16 protein-coding genes and 1 riboswitch are annotated in these 15,326 nt (G+C 37.9%); of the genes, 6 read left to right on the plus strand and 10 right to left on the minus strand.

Features of this window, described 5'->3' with window-relative positions:
* Positions 1-430: 430 nt before the first annotated feature.
* Positions 431-1,654 (minus strand): NO-inducible flavohemoprotein, encoded by a 1,224-nt coding sequence (gene hmpA / locus BLL40_RS03080; RefSeq protein ID WP_073710461.1) that lies wholly within the window; start codon positions 1,652-1,654, stop codon positions 431-433.
* A gap of 200 nt (positions 1,655-1,854) precedes the next feature.
* Complete coding sequence (locus tag BLL40_RS03085) at positions 1,855-2,010, minus strand: DUF1540 domain-containing protein (protein ID WP_073710462.1); 156 nt, start codon at positions 2,008-2,010, stop codon at positions 1,855-1,857.
* A gap of 194 nt (positions 2,011-2,204) precedes the next feature.
* Here BLL40_RS03085 and BLL40_RS03090 point away from each other — a divergent pair, with 194 nt between their 5' ends.
* Positions 2,205-2,501, plus strand: coding sequence for a hypothetical protein (locus BLL40_RS03090; protein WP_073710463.1), 297 nt, complete (start codon positions 2,205-2,207; stop codon positions 2,499-2,501).
* Between the two features lie 14 nt (positions 2,502-2,515).
* Here the strand turns inward: BLL40_RS03090 and BLL40_RS03095 are convergent, their stop codons facing one another.
* From BLL40_RS03095 to BLL40_RS03105, 3 genes are all read right to left on the minus strand, one after another.
* Positions 2,516-3,010 carry a ferritin family protein gene (locus tag BLL40_RS03095; protein WP_073710464.1) on the minus strand — a complete coding sequence of 165 codons (495 nt, stop codon included), beginning with the start codon at positions 3,008-3,010 and terminating at the stop codon, positions 2,516-2,518.
* Between the two features lie 214 nt (positions 3,011-3,224).
* Positions 3,225-4,955 carry a methyl-accepting chemotaxis protein gene (locus tag BLL40_RS03100; RefSeq protein ID WP_073710465.1) on the minus strand — a complete coding sequence of 577 codons (1,731 nt, stop codon included), beginning with the start codon at positions 4,953-4,955 and terminating at the stop codon, positions 3,225-3,227.
* A 105-nt stretch (positions 4,956-5,060) separates the two neighbouring features.
* Entirely contained in the window at positions 5,061-7,190 is a 2,130-nt protein-coding gene (locus BLL40_RS03105) for a bifunctional diguanylate cyclase/phosphodiesterase (protein WP_073710466.1), read from the minus strand.
* Positions 7,191-7,272: 82 nt separating this feature from the next.
* A riboswitch (cyclic di-GMP riboswitch) is annotated at positions 7,273-7,357 on the minus strand.
* An 833-nt stretch (positions 7,358-8,190) separates the two neighbouring features.
* On the opposite strand from BLL40_RS03105, the gene yyaC reads away from it, so the two are divergent.
* Positions 8,191-8,751, plus strand: coding sequence for a spore protease YyaC (gene yyaC, locus BLL40_RS03110; protein WP_073710467.1), 561 nt, complete (start codon positions 8,191-8,193; stop codon positions 8,749-8,751).
* 280 nt (positions 8,752-9,031) lie between these two features.
* Here yyaC and BLL40_RS17310 read toward each other — a convergent pair whose 3' ends face one another.
* Genes BLL40_RS17310 through BLL40_RS03120 form a run of 3 tightly spaced genes read right to left on the minus strand, consistent with a single transcriptional unit; the run spans position 9,032 to position 9,606 of the window.
* Positions 9,032-9,199 carry a hypothetical protein gene (locus BLL40_RS17310; protein WP_159434183.1) on the minus strand — a complete coding sequence of 56 codons (168 nt, stop codon included), beginning with the start codon at positions 9,197-9,199 and terminating at the stop codon, positions 9,032-9,034.
* Between the two features lie 10 nt (positions 9,200-9,209).
* The gene (locus BLL40_RS03115; protein ID WP_073710468.1) at positions 9,210-9,398 is read right to left on the minus strand and encodes a hypothetical protein; all 189 of its coding nucleotides are present in this window, start codon (positions 9,396-9,398) and stop codon (positions 9,210-9,212) included.
* Complete coding sequence (locus BLL40_RS03120) at positions 9,385-9,606, minus strand: aminopeptidase (protein WP_073710469.1); 222 nt, start codon at positions 9,604-9,606, stop codon at positions 9,385-9,387. The genes BLL40_RS03115 and BLL40_RS03120 overlap by 14 nt, the downstream gene beginning before the upstream one ends.
* A 147-nt stretch (positions 9,607-9,753) precedes the next feature.
* Between BLL40_RS03120 and speD the strand changes: the two genes are divergently transcribed.
* Positions 9,754-10,581 carry an adenosylmethionine decarboxylase gene (gene speD, locus BLL40_RS03125; RefSeq protein WP_073710470.1) on the plus strand — a complete coding sequence of 276 codons (828 nt, stop codon included), beginning with the start codon at positions 9,754-9,756 and terminating at the stop codon, positions 10,579-10,581.
* Positions 10,582-10,723: 142 nt separating this feature from the next.
* On the opposite strand, the gene BLL40_RS03130 is transcribed toward speD, so the two are convergent.
* The gene (locus tag BLL40_RS03130; protein ID WP_073710471.1) at positions 10,724-11,707 is read right to left on the minus strand and encodes a polysaccharide deacetylase family protein; all 984 of its coding nucleotides are present in this window, start codon (positions 11,705-11,707) and stop codon (positions 10,724-10,726) included.
* Positions 11,708-11,933: 226 nt separating this feature from the next.
* Between BLL40_RS03130 and BLL40_RS03135 the strand changes: the two genes are divergently transcribed.
* From BLL40_RS03135 to BLL40_RS03145, 3 genes are all read left to right on the plus strand, one after another.
* Positions 11,934-13,292 (plus strand): amino acid permease, encoded by a 1,359-nt coding sequence (locus BLL40_RS03135; protein ID WP_073710472.1) that lies wholly within the window; start codon positions 11,934-11,936, stop codon positions 13,290-13,292.
* A 485-nt stretch (positions 13,293-13,777) separates the two neighbouring features.
* On the plus strand, positions 13,778-13,939 hold the full coding sequence (locus BLL40_RS03140) for an aspartyl-phosphate phosphatase Spo0E family protein (protein ID WP_073710473.1): 162 nt from the start codon (positions 13,778-13,780) through the stop codon (positions 13,937-13,939).
* A gap of 474 nt (positions 13,940-14,413) precedes the next feature.
* Positions 14,414-14,572: a DUF2639 domain-containing protein gene (locus tag BLL40_RS03145; RefSeq protein WP_073710474.1), complete on the plus strand. Its 159-nt coding sequence runs from the start codon at positions 14,414-14,416 to the stop codon at positions 14,570-14,572.
* 102 nt (positions 14,573-14,674) lie between these two features.
* On the opposite strand, the gene BLL40_RS03150 is transcribed toward BLL40_RS03145, so the two are convergent.
* On the minus strand, positions 14,675-15,187 hold the full coding sequence (locus BLL40_RS03150) for a divergent PAP2 family protein (protein ID WP_073710475.1): 513 nt from the start codon (positions 15,185-15,187) through the stop codon (positions 14,675-14,677).
* Between the last annotated feature and the right edge of the window lie 139 nt (positions 15,188-15,326).

Raw genomic sequence — 15,326 nt, forward strand, 5'->3', positions numbered from 1 at the left:
GTATACAGCGTGTATGTATCTATTTGCTGTCAACTGCCCGTAATAGTGTCCATCAAAGCTTTCTCCCGATTAAATAATTCTAAACGGTTGAAACATAGAAAAACCTGAATTGGACTTTTTGAAATGCCTGCTATTCAGGATATCGTTCAAACGTATAAAAATTTGGCTTTTTAAGGTTAAAATCTTCTTATTGTACAAAGTCTTTAAATAGTTACAAAGAAAAAGCAGAAAGCCATTTGGCTCTCTGCTCCCTTTTATACTCCCGTTCCTACTGTTCCAGGTATTTGTGTATAATCAAATTTTTCGTTTAGTATATATAAGTAAAAAAGAAGCGGATTCTTCCTCACTTTAAGTTTGGAGAAATCCGCTTCTTTTTTCAGTAAAGATCGTTTTAGGATCTCATTCGATGTTTTCTTCAGACTTCGTTTGCTTAATTTTCGCCACCTAAAATAGCAATTGGGCTAAACACTTCGTAATGGATGTGTTCTTCTCGTACACCCCATTGATGTAATGCTTTATTCATTGCTTCCATGAAAGGAATCGGTCCGCAGAAATAAAAAGTGGCTTCTTTTGATGGAACGATGGATTGCAATACGTCCAAATCCACGTATCCTTCTTTGTCAAATTGATGAGAAATTCGATCCTCCTCGCTTGGCGAGCTGTAACACACAAATGATTTTACATTTTGGTGACGGTTCGTTAACTGCTTGACATGCTCTTTAAAAGCGTGTGTACCGCTATTTATTGCAGCATGGATAAACGTAACGTGACGTTTTGGCTGCTTTTCTACGGTTGTGTTTAACATACTAAGCAATGGAGTCACCCCAATTCCCCCACTAATTAAGACAATCGGTTCGTCATTGTGTTGAAGTATGAAGTCACCAGCAGGTGCGGAAACAGACAGGGCATCTCCGGCCTGGATTTGTTCATGTAAATAGGTAGAGACAATACCTGCCGGTGCATCCCCGTTTGCCTCTTCCCGCTTCACACTAATTCGATAATAGTCTTTTCCAGGTGAATCAGAAAGACTGTAATGACGAATATGAGTATATTTCTCGCCTGGAATATTCGCTTTAATTGTTAAATACTGCCCTGCTTTATAAGTAGCAATTGCTTGTCCGTCTTTCGGCTTTAAATAAAAAGATGTGACCATGTCGCTTTCTTCTATCTTTTTATCAATTAAAAAATCTCGGAAACCTTCCCATCCGCCTGGCTGATGTTCCGTTTCATCATAGAGATTGCTTTCAATGCTAATAAAGGCGTCGGCGATGTAGCCATAAGCCTGTCCCCACGCATCAATAATCTCGTCTGTCGCCGTATCACCAAGTACATCTTTTACTGCTTCCAGTAACGTTTGACCTACAATCGGATACTGCTCGGGCACAATTCCGATGGCACGATGTTTCTCGGTAATTCTTTTGATCACTGGCATGATTGCTTCTAAGTTGGTAATATGTTCTCCTGCAGCGTAAACAGAATAACCCAATGCTTCCTGCTGAATACCTCTCTTTTGATTCGTCTGGTTAAAAAGGTTATACAAATCAGGTGCTTTCGAAAAGAGTAATTCATAAAATCTTTTTCCTATTTGCTTACTATGTTCTTTCAGCACAGGTGCTGTTGATTGAACGATTTCGACCGTTTTCGCATCCAGCATGTTGGCCCTCCCTAAATATTAAAGCTAATTTTCCAACTTAATATATCCAACTGAACATAGAATTAAACAGGGATTATTCAAAAGACTGGAAATTGAAGAATAAATAAAAATATAATTCCATAAACATGAATGAAAATGATACTTATTATCAATACTAACGGAAACGACGGGTAACCAAATAAATGGTTACCCTAAGAATATTACACTTCTGGTACAAATGTTTTACAATCTGTTTCTTCATTGTTAGATGCTTGTTTTCCTTTATGACTGACGACATAAATGGAATCGGCCTCACATTTGTTTCCTGAACTCCAATGCTTGCAGTTATTAACTTCGCAAAGAACATCTTTCGCCATCGTATCACACCTCCTTTTTTGTTATCATGGACAAATTGGAGGTCATTGATACTTTTTATTTTTATCCATCGGTATTCAAATTGAACTCACGTAAGATTATTTTTCATCTTCTTCATACAAAATGATCGCTTCTTTATAGAAGTTATTTCATGTACTTTTTAAAGAAAATTTGAATAAACTAGAGTAATTGATGATTGGAGGGGATTGTCCTGAATAATCAAATAGGTATTAATACTAACGATGATTATGATTATCCCGCTGAATTACAATATATTGGACAAATATTGGTTACTTTAGGAGATATTCTGACAACGATCGGTTTAACAGCAGAACGAGAACAAACGAAGCAGCAAGAACAAGCAAAACAACAGACAGAGAATAACCAGAATCAACAAATGCAACAGCAGATGGGACAGATGCGCCGAGAAACAGAGCAATTACGAAAGCAAATGGAGTATATGCAGCGACAAATAAATCGACTGCAAAAGTAGATGGTAAGAAATATTTATTTTTTATTTAAAGTAAATAAATAATTATACTTTGCTGCATGCTTCAACTCATCCGTGATAATTTCAAACAACATATGTTGATACACACCTTCCGGTAAACATTGCTTGATTTTCCGATACTTTTCTACAGCCCTTAACTCCCCAAATAACGCCTTTTTTATTCCATCGATATAGCTCACTGGTTTTTCAAACTGCTCTCCATTCACATTCTGCACTTCTTGTCCTGTAAAATCCCGGTAAACCTTTCTAAACATTTGATTATGTTTTTTCTCATCATCCCTTATCGAAGCAATGATCTCTTTCTCTTCTTGAGTTGGTGCCACCGAAATTAAATATTGATAAAAAAGTTCATCTTCCCGTTCGCCTTGAACGGATTCCGTTATAAGCTGTAAAGTCGTTTGTAAACATTGTTGAGTGTACTCCAACTCTTGAATCATTGTCCCTTGAACTGGCACGTATCCTACATATGGGTAATGATACGCTTGATACATAAGCGATTCCCCCTCGTTTAAAATGAACATAGATAGTGTATTCATCATTTTTATTTGGGTGATTATACGAAGGATTGCCGGCAGTCAAAAAACATTAGGATCATCTGTTGATAATTTGGACTTCAAGTTGGATACAGGGCAAAATAAAACGCTTGGAATAAAGATCCAAGCGTTCTTAGTATATAAAGGCATGATCATTGTTTCTATAGCTGTACTAGAGCGATTTCTCTAATTGAACTAATAAAGCGATCACCTCACTAGAAGCCTTTTCAAGTTTTCCAAACACTTCCTGCGCTTTATCAACATGTCCTTGTTCATATTCACTCACAGCCTCTTTTGCATACTGATGAACAGCTCGATGAGGTGCTTCAAGATGCTGATAAGGAAGCTGATTTTTTACTTGGTCAGAAAGGATGCCATAGTACCATTCTCCCAGGCGGCATTCTTTATGTGATGTTATTTGTTCTGTCTGCATTTTTTCAATTCCAAGTAGTACATTATAGACTTTCCATTTCCAAAGAAGATGATCTGTTTTGGCCACTTTAATGATATCTTTATCGGTCAGTTTTATATTCGTCACAAAGAAAGATTTTCGGTACTCATCCATTTCTTTGCTTAAATCAAAAATAATTTCAGCAGTTTGTTTAGCCATATCTTGTGAATTAGTACCCAAGTCAAAAATGGCAGTACCCCGTTCTGCTATTTCCATGACGGCCGATGTTTGTTCTTCTGTCATTGCTGCAATTTGAGAAGTGGATTGGCTGATGTCCTGCATAGTCGAAACGATTTTTTCTAGTGCTTTATCAGCCTCGGCAGCTCCAGCTACGCTTTGCTCCACTAATTTACCTGTATTTTCCATTTGTTCCGTCACGAGTTGGGACACTTTTTGTAAACTTTCCATATTACTTGTAATTTGCATCGTCTGTTCCTTCGTATGTTCAGCAAGTTTGCGGACTTCAGCTGCTACAACCGCAAACCCTTTCCCATGTTCTCCTGCTCGGGCCGCTTCAATACTTGCATTTAAAGCGAGTAAATTCGTTTGATCCGTAATATCACGAATGACTTCTACTACTTTATGTGTCTGTTCAATTTCTTCATTGAGCTGATTCACTTGTATCGCGACTTGTTTATATACGAAGCCGACTTGTTCAATATCTCCAAGTGACTCATTGATCACCTGTTTACTTTGTTCAGCTGACTCTACCGCTTCATCAGTTCTTTCTGCTACTTTAACGGAATGATCGGCTACCTCCATAATCGAAGCACTCACTTCTTCCGTAGCAGACGTGACACTGTGGCTTTCCTCAATCATCTCATTCATCCCAACAATAAGTTGTTTTGTTGTCTCCAAACCCGTCATAGAGTCTAGCATACCGGAAACATCAAATAAAAAGGTTTTAAATGTATCTTCCATATATACTTCCACAATGAGCTGCTGGTCAAAAGCAGCCAGTTTTTGAACAGCCAAAATCGTTTCCATCATCCGATCTGGTTTATGATGCAAGTTTTCCATTAAAATGGACGTCATAATTTGGATTAACACGTGATGGGCGGAAATAAAATGTTCAGCGGTTAAATGAATCCGGCTATGCACACTGCCGATGATGATTCTAGTCCTAATATAATCCCGGTTCACATCAGCCTGAAGAAACTGATCAATATATTGTTCCATCGTCTTTCTCAGTCGTTCAACAGTGGAATTTTTAACAATAATCTCTTGAAGATGAACCATCGACATAATCTGCTCATAAAAACGGTCCACTATCTCGTTTTTATAAGGCAGCAAAATCGGCAATGATTCTTTTACACACTGGAGCGTTTCCTTGCTTATGCCTAGAAAGGCCAGTCTTTCTTTCACTCGTTCTCCTACTTCTGTTATATCTGTCGATTGGGCATACGTTGCATATTCACTCCAAGCCTTTGTTTTTTGTCTAAATATATTCACCGTTCTCCCCCTTTATTTTTTCATCTTTTCTCAATCATAAATAGTAAATGAGCTGCGATTAGAAAAAAAGCAATAACACTATTCACTGTCGCGTCCACTTTTTACTTAAATTGTTTCAATAGACTGTTTGAAATAGTTTTCAAATTCGTGAATGGACAATGGTTTACTAAATAAGAAACCCTGCCCTTGACTGCAGCCGTCTTCACTCAAAGCAATCAACTGCTCTTGGCTTTCAATCCCTTCAGCAATGACATTCAAACCCAGTGTTTGTGCGATATCCAAGATTGCTTTGACAATCGCCTGGCTTTCCTTATTTTGATCAATGTCCCGAATGAAAGAAGCGTCAATTTTTAATGTATCTACAGGAAGATGTTTGATGTAACTGAATGAACTGTATCCTGTTCCAAAATCGTCGATGGAAATATGAACGCCTAGCTTTCTAATTTCTTGCAGGGTGGCTATGGCTTGATCGATATCCGTAAAAATACTTTCCGTAATCTCAAGCTCCAGCCACTCTGGCTCCAATTCCGTTTCATTTAAAATCTCTTTTATCTTGTCTAATAAGTTAGATTGATAAAATTGTTTTGTAGACAAATTAACTGATACTCTTAGTGGGGGGTATCCTTGATTCTGCCACTCTTTATTTTGTTTGCATCCATGGCGAAGTACCCATTCTCCAAGGGGAAGGATCAACCCAGTTTCCTCAGCTATCGGGATAAACTTGCCTGGTGATATCCTTCCTAACTCTGGATGATCCCAACGTACAAGAGCTTCCATACCAATTAACTGTCCGCTGGAAAGATTCATTTTAGGCTGATAATCAATATAAAATTGCTCCTGTTGTATCGCTTTTTTCAGTTCATTTTCTAACAAAATCCGTTCCAATGACCGTTCTTCCATGCCTGGATGGAAGAACATATACCCATTCCTTCCTTGTTCTTTTACAGTATATAGAGCCATGTCTGCTCGTTTTAATAGGTCATCCACATCTTTTCCATCTGAGGGAAAGAGGGCAATACCAATACTACAAGAAAGGTTGTGTAATTTCCCTTCAGACTCTATCGGCACATGGAAACGTTCTTTAATTCTTTGAGCAATGATTTCCACATCCTCTGTATCGGACACATTTGTCAATAAAATAGTAAACTCATCTCCTCCTATCCGAGCGACTAAGTCTGTTGAGCGAAGACACTCCTTAATCCGCTTGGCTGTTTCAATCAGAATAAGATCGCCTATTTCATGTCCGTAGGAATCATTAATATTTTTAAAGCGATCCACGTCGACAAACATAACGGCTAGTTGTGATGAACTAAGATTGGCTTTATGGACTTCTTTACGCAAATAGTCCATAAAGAACCTTCGATTGGGCAATTCAGTCAATGTATCATGATAAGCTAATTGATAAATCGTTTGCTCTGTCTTTTTCCTTTCCGATATATCCCGCATCACTAGCACTAACTTTTTCACATTTCCAGATGGATCAAAAATAGAATTAACCTTCGCTTCCACATCGACATGATCCCCGCTTTTTGTTAGAATTCGAAATTCTAATTGAGAAGACCCTCTCTCTTTTGTAATCACGGCTTGAATATTATCAAAGACCCTTTCACGATCTTCTTCATGTACACATTGAAATAAAGAACTTAGACTTAACTCCATCTCTATCAAGTCGTACCCTAATAGGGCCATGTGAGAAGGTGATATGTATAATAAACGCCCCTCTTTATCAATGGTTAAAATCAAGTCTGACGAATTTTCAGTAATTAATCGATACTTTTCCTCACTTTTTCTTATCTCTTCTTCCATTCTTTTCCGAAGAGTAATATCATTTCGTATCGAGATATATTGATATGGCTTTCCGCGAGCATTTAAAAATGGCACAATGGTTGTATCGACCCAATAAAATGAACCATCCTTAGCCTTATTCCTTATTTCACCTCTCCAAATGTCTCCTGATCCAATCGTAGCCCACATGTTCTTGAAAAAATCTCGAGAATGATAGCCCGAATTTAAAATCCGATGATCTCGACCCAATATTTCTTCCAGTTCATATTGAGAAATTTCACAGAATTGATCATTAGCATAAAGAATTATCCCTCGCTGATCCGTTATCGCTACAATCGATGATCGATCCAAAGCATACTTAACATCAGCTAACTCTCTCAAAACATCGTCCATTTTTTCCTTATCCTTGTCTCTTAATGATTTCGAAACAACTACCGAACAGTTCTCCATTATTTATCCCCTATGACATTAAATTTTTATGAGTCTGTCAGATAAGTTCTCTATCCGGATACACAAAAAACCGACCTGTGAAAAATAGCAGAGTCGGTTGCACTACTCGCTCCCAGTCATCTAAAATGCCCATATACAGATGAATGTTCATCGCTTCCATCCTTATTTCATTTAATTCATTTGTCAAAAAAGAACTGTATTTGTCAAACTATACCTTGATTATAGCTATTGAAGTTCGAAAGTCAACAAGTATGCCGGTATATTATACCATGGATATAATAGGTCTAAAATAGTAGTATTACTTCATTTCTTCTGTCTCTTCATCATGACTCTCTTTCAAATTCATCGCTTAATAAAGAGCATTTTCAGTACGTTTTTTCGTTGATTTCTTCGTATTTATAGCGTTCTTTCTTTTCTGCTGACAACAATGATGAGCATTCTTTCCTTCTAGAATCAATTGAATGGCTTCTTCAAAACTGTAAAAAATCACATGAAAACCCAATTGAATTTGTTTCACTTTTTTATAGAGTCTAAAATAATGACTTATAGCCGGCACGTATTAAATAGTAGTTAGATAAAGCTAAAAAGGAGGGGCGAAAAAAATTTCAATTTTTATGTATAAATTTCTCTCGATTGATTAAACTATTATTATGTAACATTGTTCCTGCGTATATACCCTTTCTAATTCCTTTTACATCCGAAGAATTATTCGGTTTTTTTTGCATAAACTCCCCTTTATTCACCGTAAAAATATTTTTTTCTTTCCTATTAAAGTTAGATAGGACTAAATATTTGGCTGTTTCACATAAAACAGCTACTCCCGCATGATCATGTTCCCCTAAAACTCTGGATAAAGATTTATCTTATTGTGAAAAATATAAAAGGTTTCATTTTTTGAGTAAACGAATACTATGGTCCACTCGTAATAAAGTGAAAAGATCAAATGATTTTAGATCAGCAGACTTTCTGCAAAATAAAAAGAAAAGGTGGTTTCTGAAATATGAGGCAATTTGCAGATGAAGCGTTATTTGTTTACCATATGAAAAACGAATTAAAGCGTATTATCGCGGATAAACAAGAGATGGTCTTCGTTTGCATTGGTTCTGACCGCTCTTCTGGGGACAGCTACGGCCCGTTTGTCGGATCAAAGCTAAAAGAAAACTTTTTCATCAGAAAATATACTCATGTCTCGGTGTATGGCTGTTTGGATCAACCCGTTCACGCTAAAAACTTGGCAGAAACAGTTCAACAAATTCAGCAAAATCACAAAAATACAACCGTTATTGCCATTGATGCCTGCCTTGGCTCATCCAACTATATAGGAACTATTCAACTCAAAAAAGGACCCATGAAACCAGGATCAGGGGTTCAAAAAGACCTTCCGCCTATCGGAGATTATAGCATTTCAGGGATTGTCAATACAGGAGGGTTTCTTCCTTTGCAAGTTCTTCAATGCACACGCCTTTCACTCGTTTACAAAATGGCCAACAAAACCGCTGATTTTATCGTAAGGGCCCTTTTTGAATTGGAATACGAAAAAAAGAAAATACAAGCCGTATAACACCTTCTTAGCATGATTGACTTGCCTATTCCTTAACGATGCTGCCCGCCAGATAGAGAAGGGCGGTATTTCTTTAAAGTAGTTATGTTTCATGACTAGTCGCGGCATAAAGTGAAACTTCATTCAGTGGAGGTTTTCTTCATCCCCCACTGAATGTTAGTTGAACCAATCGGGCTTTTACGGGCAGTTGATCCCCCGCTTATCCTCCTTTTCTTTTCGACGGCTTGAAGTGGGGGTCTCACTGCCCGTTAATGCGGGATAAAAGAAACCCCACTGCCTATTAAAATGATTCTAGAAACTCCTTCAACTCTCCAAATGGTACAGCAAAAACATCTTTGTAGCCATATTGATCCTTATCCTCTTGCTCCTCCACAACGCTAGCAAACTTCTGATAAAGCCGGTGAACATACGTGTCATGACGATACACATGGAAGCGCACTTCTTTCACGTCAGAACGTTCATAAGAGCAGCGTCTTCGTTTGTGTAAGCATCATATACAACATTCCGATTATTTCCATCACCGTAAATCCGTCACCAAAGGCTGACCAGTTCCGAAAAAAGAACAATACAAACGTTTCGAACTCTTCCTCTGTCACACAAGGAACGACCTTCACATTCGTCCACTTCCCTTTTTCAAAAATCTGCACAAGCGTTCCGTCCTGACATTCTCCCTTGATACTCAAGTCTGCCTAACCGATCGATCATCAAGTCATAATGGACGAAGCTTGAATTAATGCCAACCGCATCCCGATCCTCATGCGTCATACTATCTCCATCTTGTAGCCCCGCTGTATACGCATTGCCAAGCGCAATGTGGCAGGAAGCATTCCCATCAAATAACGGCTGAATAATCATTAGTATCAATTTCTTAGCCTGTACATCTTAAGAAAGATTGTTTCTTTATACAATAGCTGGGTAACATAATAAGATGTAAGGATGAAACAAGTCCTTCGTTCGCAATTCAAAATATAATGATGAAATTAAATATCAGGGAGGACAATGATGGGAACAACACCGGACAAACGTATTCAATTACACGATTTTAACAACCTGACAAAAACGCTTAGTTTTAATATGTATGATGTATGCTGGACCAAGTCAAAAGAAGAACGCGAAGCCTATATCGAATATATAGATGAGCAATATAATGCAGACCGATTAACCGATATTTTAAAAAGTGTTACCGATATTGTTGGCGCGCACGTATTGAATGTCGCCAAGCAAGACTATGTACCTCAAGGAGCTAGTGTGACCTTATTGATTTCAGAAGGACCCGTTGCAGAAGCGCCGACAGAAGCATTCAAAGAATCACCTGGTCCTCTTCCGGAATCTGTTGTATTGGCATTAGATAAGAGTCATATTACCGTTCATACGTATCCAGAATACCATCCTAATGAAGGTATCAGCACATTTAGAGCAGATATTGATGTGTCTACTTGTGGAGAAATTTCACCACTTAAAGCATTAAATTATCTGATTCATTCGTTTGATACAGATATTATGACGATGGATTATCGCGTTCGCGGCTTTACGAGGGATATTAACGGCAATAAGTTATTTATTGACCATGACATTAGTTCCATCCAAAACTACATCCCAGAAGAGATAAAACACCTATATGACATGATTGACGTAAATATTTATCAAGAAAATATTTTCCACACCAAATGTAAATTGCGAAAATTTGACTTAGACAATTACTTATTCGGGCACACGAAAAAAGATTTACGTGATGATGAAATAAAAGACATAACAAAAAAATTGCATCACGAAATGGATGAAATATTTTATGGAAAAAATATAACACCTGGCTCAATAGGGGGAAATTAATATCATTTTTTTGCCACAAACCAAAATAAGCACACTTTCATGTGTGCTTATTTTGGTTTGTTAAAGTACTTGTTATGAAATTTTGCAGATTGCATATGACACGGGAAAACTCACTTGAATGCATTAACAATACGACTGCGTTTTATTTAGCTACTTGAGCATCAATACGTTTTTCGCTCATCAAATTACTGACTGTACCTAGTTCGTACCCTTTTGCCTGAATCTCCGTTATCATGGACTCTAGCCCTTCTGCAACAGGCTTTGTCGGATGCATTAGAACCATTGAGCCGTTCTCCACTTTTGATACTACTCGGCTAACCATTTCCGAAGTCGCTGGTTTTTTCCAATCAATCGTATCGACCGTCCATAAAATCGTTTTCATGCCAAGTTGATCCGCGACATTCACCGTTACTTGATTAAAACTTCCGCTTGGCGGAGCAAACCACTTCGGCTTTATACCAAGTGTTTCTTCAATGACATCATTCGTTTTTTTCAATTCATCCATTGTTTCTTCTTGAGAGCGTTGGTTGAGATCAGGATGACTATAAGCGTGGTTGCCAATTTCATGACCCTCTTCACGAATCGTCTGAACTAGATCGGGATTCTTTTTCACCCAACTACCATCAAAGAAAAACGTTGCCTTCGTTTGAAGATCATTTAACGTTTTAAGAATTTTCGGGATGTACTCATTGCCCCAGGCGACGTTAATTAACAGAGCCACCATCGGTTTTTCCGGGTTGCCTCTATAGATCGGTTCGGGTCCTAAATCTTCCAAATGAACATTTGGTGAAACTTCCTTATAAACGATTTTGGTTACGTCAAAACCACCGCTTGCTTTCATTTTTTGATAACTTGCTTTACGATTTACCTCTAATCCGTTGTACCCAGGTATCGCCTTCCATACGCTGTCGACTTTTGCATCAATCGGCGCCATATTATATTTTTCACTGTAGGCTTGAATTTTTTTATAGAGGGCATCTTTACGGACCTCTGCAAAAGTTGTCATGACATTTTCACTATCAGGCTTTACATACACGTCTCGAGTATTATCGTTAAGTATAGCGCCCAACGTCAATACTAACGCACACACAAGGAATATAAAGGGCACACCATATTTTCTGTTCATTCTCTTCCCCTCCACACAATAATTTCATCATCGTATGCTGATGGTAGTAGGTTTCCCATTCGCTGGAGGACTATGCTGTATAAAAATTAACCCTGATTCTTTTCATCAAACGGTTTAGAATACTATCACAATCGCCGCATAACCATACAGGTAAGAGGCAGTGTGCAAAGTTCACTTATTTTTAGTCTTCTATTTTAGTGATATAGCAAAATATGAGGAGGTCTTTATGCAAAAAAACGAAAAGCCAATAGAATTACAACGCGGACTGGAACAAAGACATATTACATTAATGTCTTTAGGAGCTGCGATCGGAGTTGGTTTATTTTTAGGCTCTGCTACGGCGATCAAGTTAGCAGGACCTGCTATTATACTTTCCTATGCAATCGGCGGAATTGCAATCTTTTTTATTATGCGTGCACTTGGAGAAATGGCGATCCAAAACCCAGTAGCAGGATCTTTTAGTCAATATGCACACGATTATATAGGGCCTCTTGCGGGATATATAACGGGATGGAATTACTGGTTTATGTGGATTATTACTTGCATGGCCGAAATCACTGCAGTTGGGATCTATATGGAGTACTGGTTTTCTGATATTGCACGCTGGATATGGGCTCTTTCTGCATTAATTATTGTAACGTCCGTAAATTTCATGGCGGTAAAAATGTACGGCGAGTTTGAATTTTGGTTTACGCTTGTTAAAGTCATCACCATTTTATTCATGATTGCGATTGGGTTTGGCATGATTATGTTTGGCATTGGTAATGGTGGCATCGCTACAGGGATCCATAATTTATGGATTCATGGCGGATTTTTCGCAAATGGGTACTTAGGTGTTTTCATGTCCTTGTCAATGGTCATGTTTGCTTACGCAGGTATAGAAATGATCGGGATTACAGCAGGAGAAGCCAAAAATCCTACAAAATCATTGTCCAAAGCGATTGACACTGTTTTTTGGCGTATTCTTGTTTTCTATGTCGGAGCATTGTTTGTGATCATGTCGATCTATCCTTGGACCGAGCTTGGCACAGGCAGCCCTTTTGTCCTAACATTCAACAAAGTAGGAATACCCGGTGCCGCTGGTATCGTAAATTTTGTCGTGCTGACTGCGGCTCTCTCTTCTTGTAATAGCGGTATTTTTAGTACAGGCCGTATGCTGTTTAATTTGGCTCAACAAGGTGAAGCACCGGCTAAATATAAGAAGTTATCCAAAATCGGAATACCGAGTGCTGCCGTGCTTGCTTCTTCAGGAGCTTTATTAGTCGGAGTGGCTCTTAACTATTTAGTACCAGGGAAAGTATTTATATGGATGACCAGTATCGCTACATTTGGGGCTGTTTGGACATGGGCTATTATTTTAATAGCTCAAATTCGTTACCGTACACGTTTACCTCTGGAAAATCAAAAACAACTCTATTACAAAATGCCTTTCTTCCCTTATAGTTCTTATTTAACCCTCGCTTTTTTAGGTTTTGTCGTTATAATGATGGGCTTTTTCCCCGATACACGTATCGCGCTTCTATTTGGTCCGTTATGGTACGGCAATTTAATTGCCTTTTACTATTGGAAAAAGTCTTCATCCTAACAAAATGGGTTAACGAATATCTTATTAACAAATATAAAAAGCTTATTCATTAAGATTGAGAATAAGCTTTTTTAATGTTTATATACATTTTATTCCCCTTATTTCCAAAAAAATCATGGAAAAGTATACCGATTTCCATCCTCTCGTTACATCATATATTATTATGATAAAACACCTGTTGATCCCCCTGCTTACCCTTCTTTTCTTTTCGAAAGCTTGAAAAAGGGATCTTACTGCCCGTTAATGCGGGATAAACTAGGTCTATTATTGACTGATTATTCTAGTGTAAAAAGTTGATTAGTTAATTAAATTAGTTACACTGTTTTTACGCAAGTATGCCCTTTTCAGTTCTTATAGGCGGGGATTTCTCGGCTTTTTTTCTTTCCATTTTAAATATTTTGATTATTACAAAAAATTGTTTCTTTTTTAAGTACAATAAATTATAATTCTCCTAATATAGTTAAGTTTATAGGGGGGATTTCATAATGCAATTTAAAGATAATTTCGATGAGTTAATTATGCGTATTAATGATCTTCGTAATCTGATGGTTTCTGCCGGCATAACCAATGGTCTTAGTAGTAATGAAACCCTAAAATATAGCGAAGAACTAGACAAATTAATTATTCAAGTCCAATTGCAAAATTAATTTCTTTAACTTTTTTATACATTTTTCTTAAATGAGCATACTGTTATTATTCGACGGTTATCCGTCACACCTCAAATTCGAATAGTCCTTTTTGAATTCGTATAGTCAGGGGCATCCTAGCTTTTTTTATATTGTTATTATATATGACTACCTCTTTAATCCCTGAACTACTCAAATCAATCTCAGAATCTTTTTCACTTGGTCACCTTAAACATGCATTTCTTTTACAATTGCTTCTTCATTGGATACGATATGAATTATCGGATCTAAACACACCGTGTGATCATCGATAAAACGATCTCAAATCCTTTTTGTTAAAGTCTAAGGATCAACTTAACGATTTCAGACTTCAAAAAAATGCCCTGTGCTCTTATGATTAGATAGATGTGTCAACTTAATAATTGACGATGAGAAAACGAAGGAACCCTGTACGATTATACATGCATATTATGTAAATAGACAGGGGGAATCATAATGGCACATGTAGGGTCCAAAGGATGGTATGTAAAAAAACTTAAAGAAGAGTTTAATGTGTCAAGAATTGATGGGAAAAAATTAGAAACCTATAAATCACATATTTTGCATAACCATTACTATCACTTGGTAGAAGATGCAATGATGCGGAGGGAATAATTTCTCTTTTTTAACATACAAAAAACATTTTCAACAATAGGATTCAGCTGTCGACAAAGTCGACAGCCCCTTTTAAATTTTAAAACATCTTTAACATTTAGGTTAATGCGCTCTGCCACCACATTCCGACAGCTTGATTTTGGTCTTCGGTCCGCCTTCCATTTTCGCTGAAACAAGCCCAAGTACAACACCTAGCAACGCACCAGCCCCCACTTCCACTGGCTGATGCCCGAGCAGTTCCTTTAGCTTTTTCTCACGCTCCACATACTCAAAACTTGGAAATTCACCAGAAAACTTCGCCAGATTATCTTCAAGATTGTTCACAAGCTTCGCAATTTCACCTGTATGACGCCGAATTCCTTGCGCATCATACATCACAATTACACCAAACACTGTCGCAAGCGATGTTTCCGTATGCCGCCAGCCTTTATTCGCTGCCACATAGGATGCCAGCGCCGCCACACCTGCAGAGTGCGAACTCGGCATGCCGCCCGTCGTGAAAGCCTGCTTCAAATCCCATTCCCCGGTTAGCTTTTTATGCGTCAAAATTTTCATCCCTTGTGCAATACCGATTGCTGACAGCGACGCCCACATTCCACCATTCATCTTTTCCATAAGCAAGTCCTCCACTCCACGGACTAGTCCAATCCGGGACATCTATCTTCTCTCTCTTTTGATACCCATAATTTCATTTTTATATGCGGAAATCCGCCATTATTCTGTTATTATCATCCGAGCAGCAAGTCCTCTCCCA

It is taken from the genome of Domibacillus mangrovi, assembly GCF_001906925.1.
Classification (GTDB): Bacteria; Bacillota; Bacilli; order Bacillales; family Domibacillaceae; genus Domibacillus; species Domibacillus mangrovi.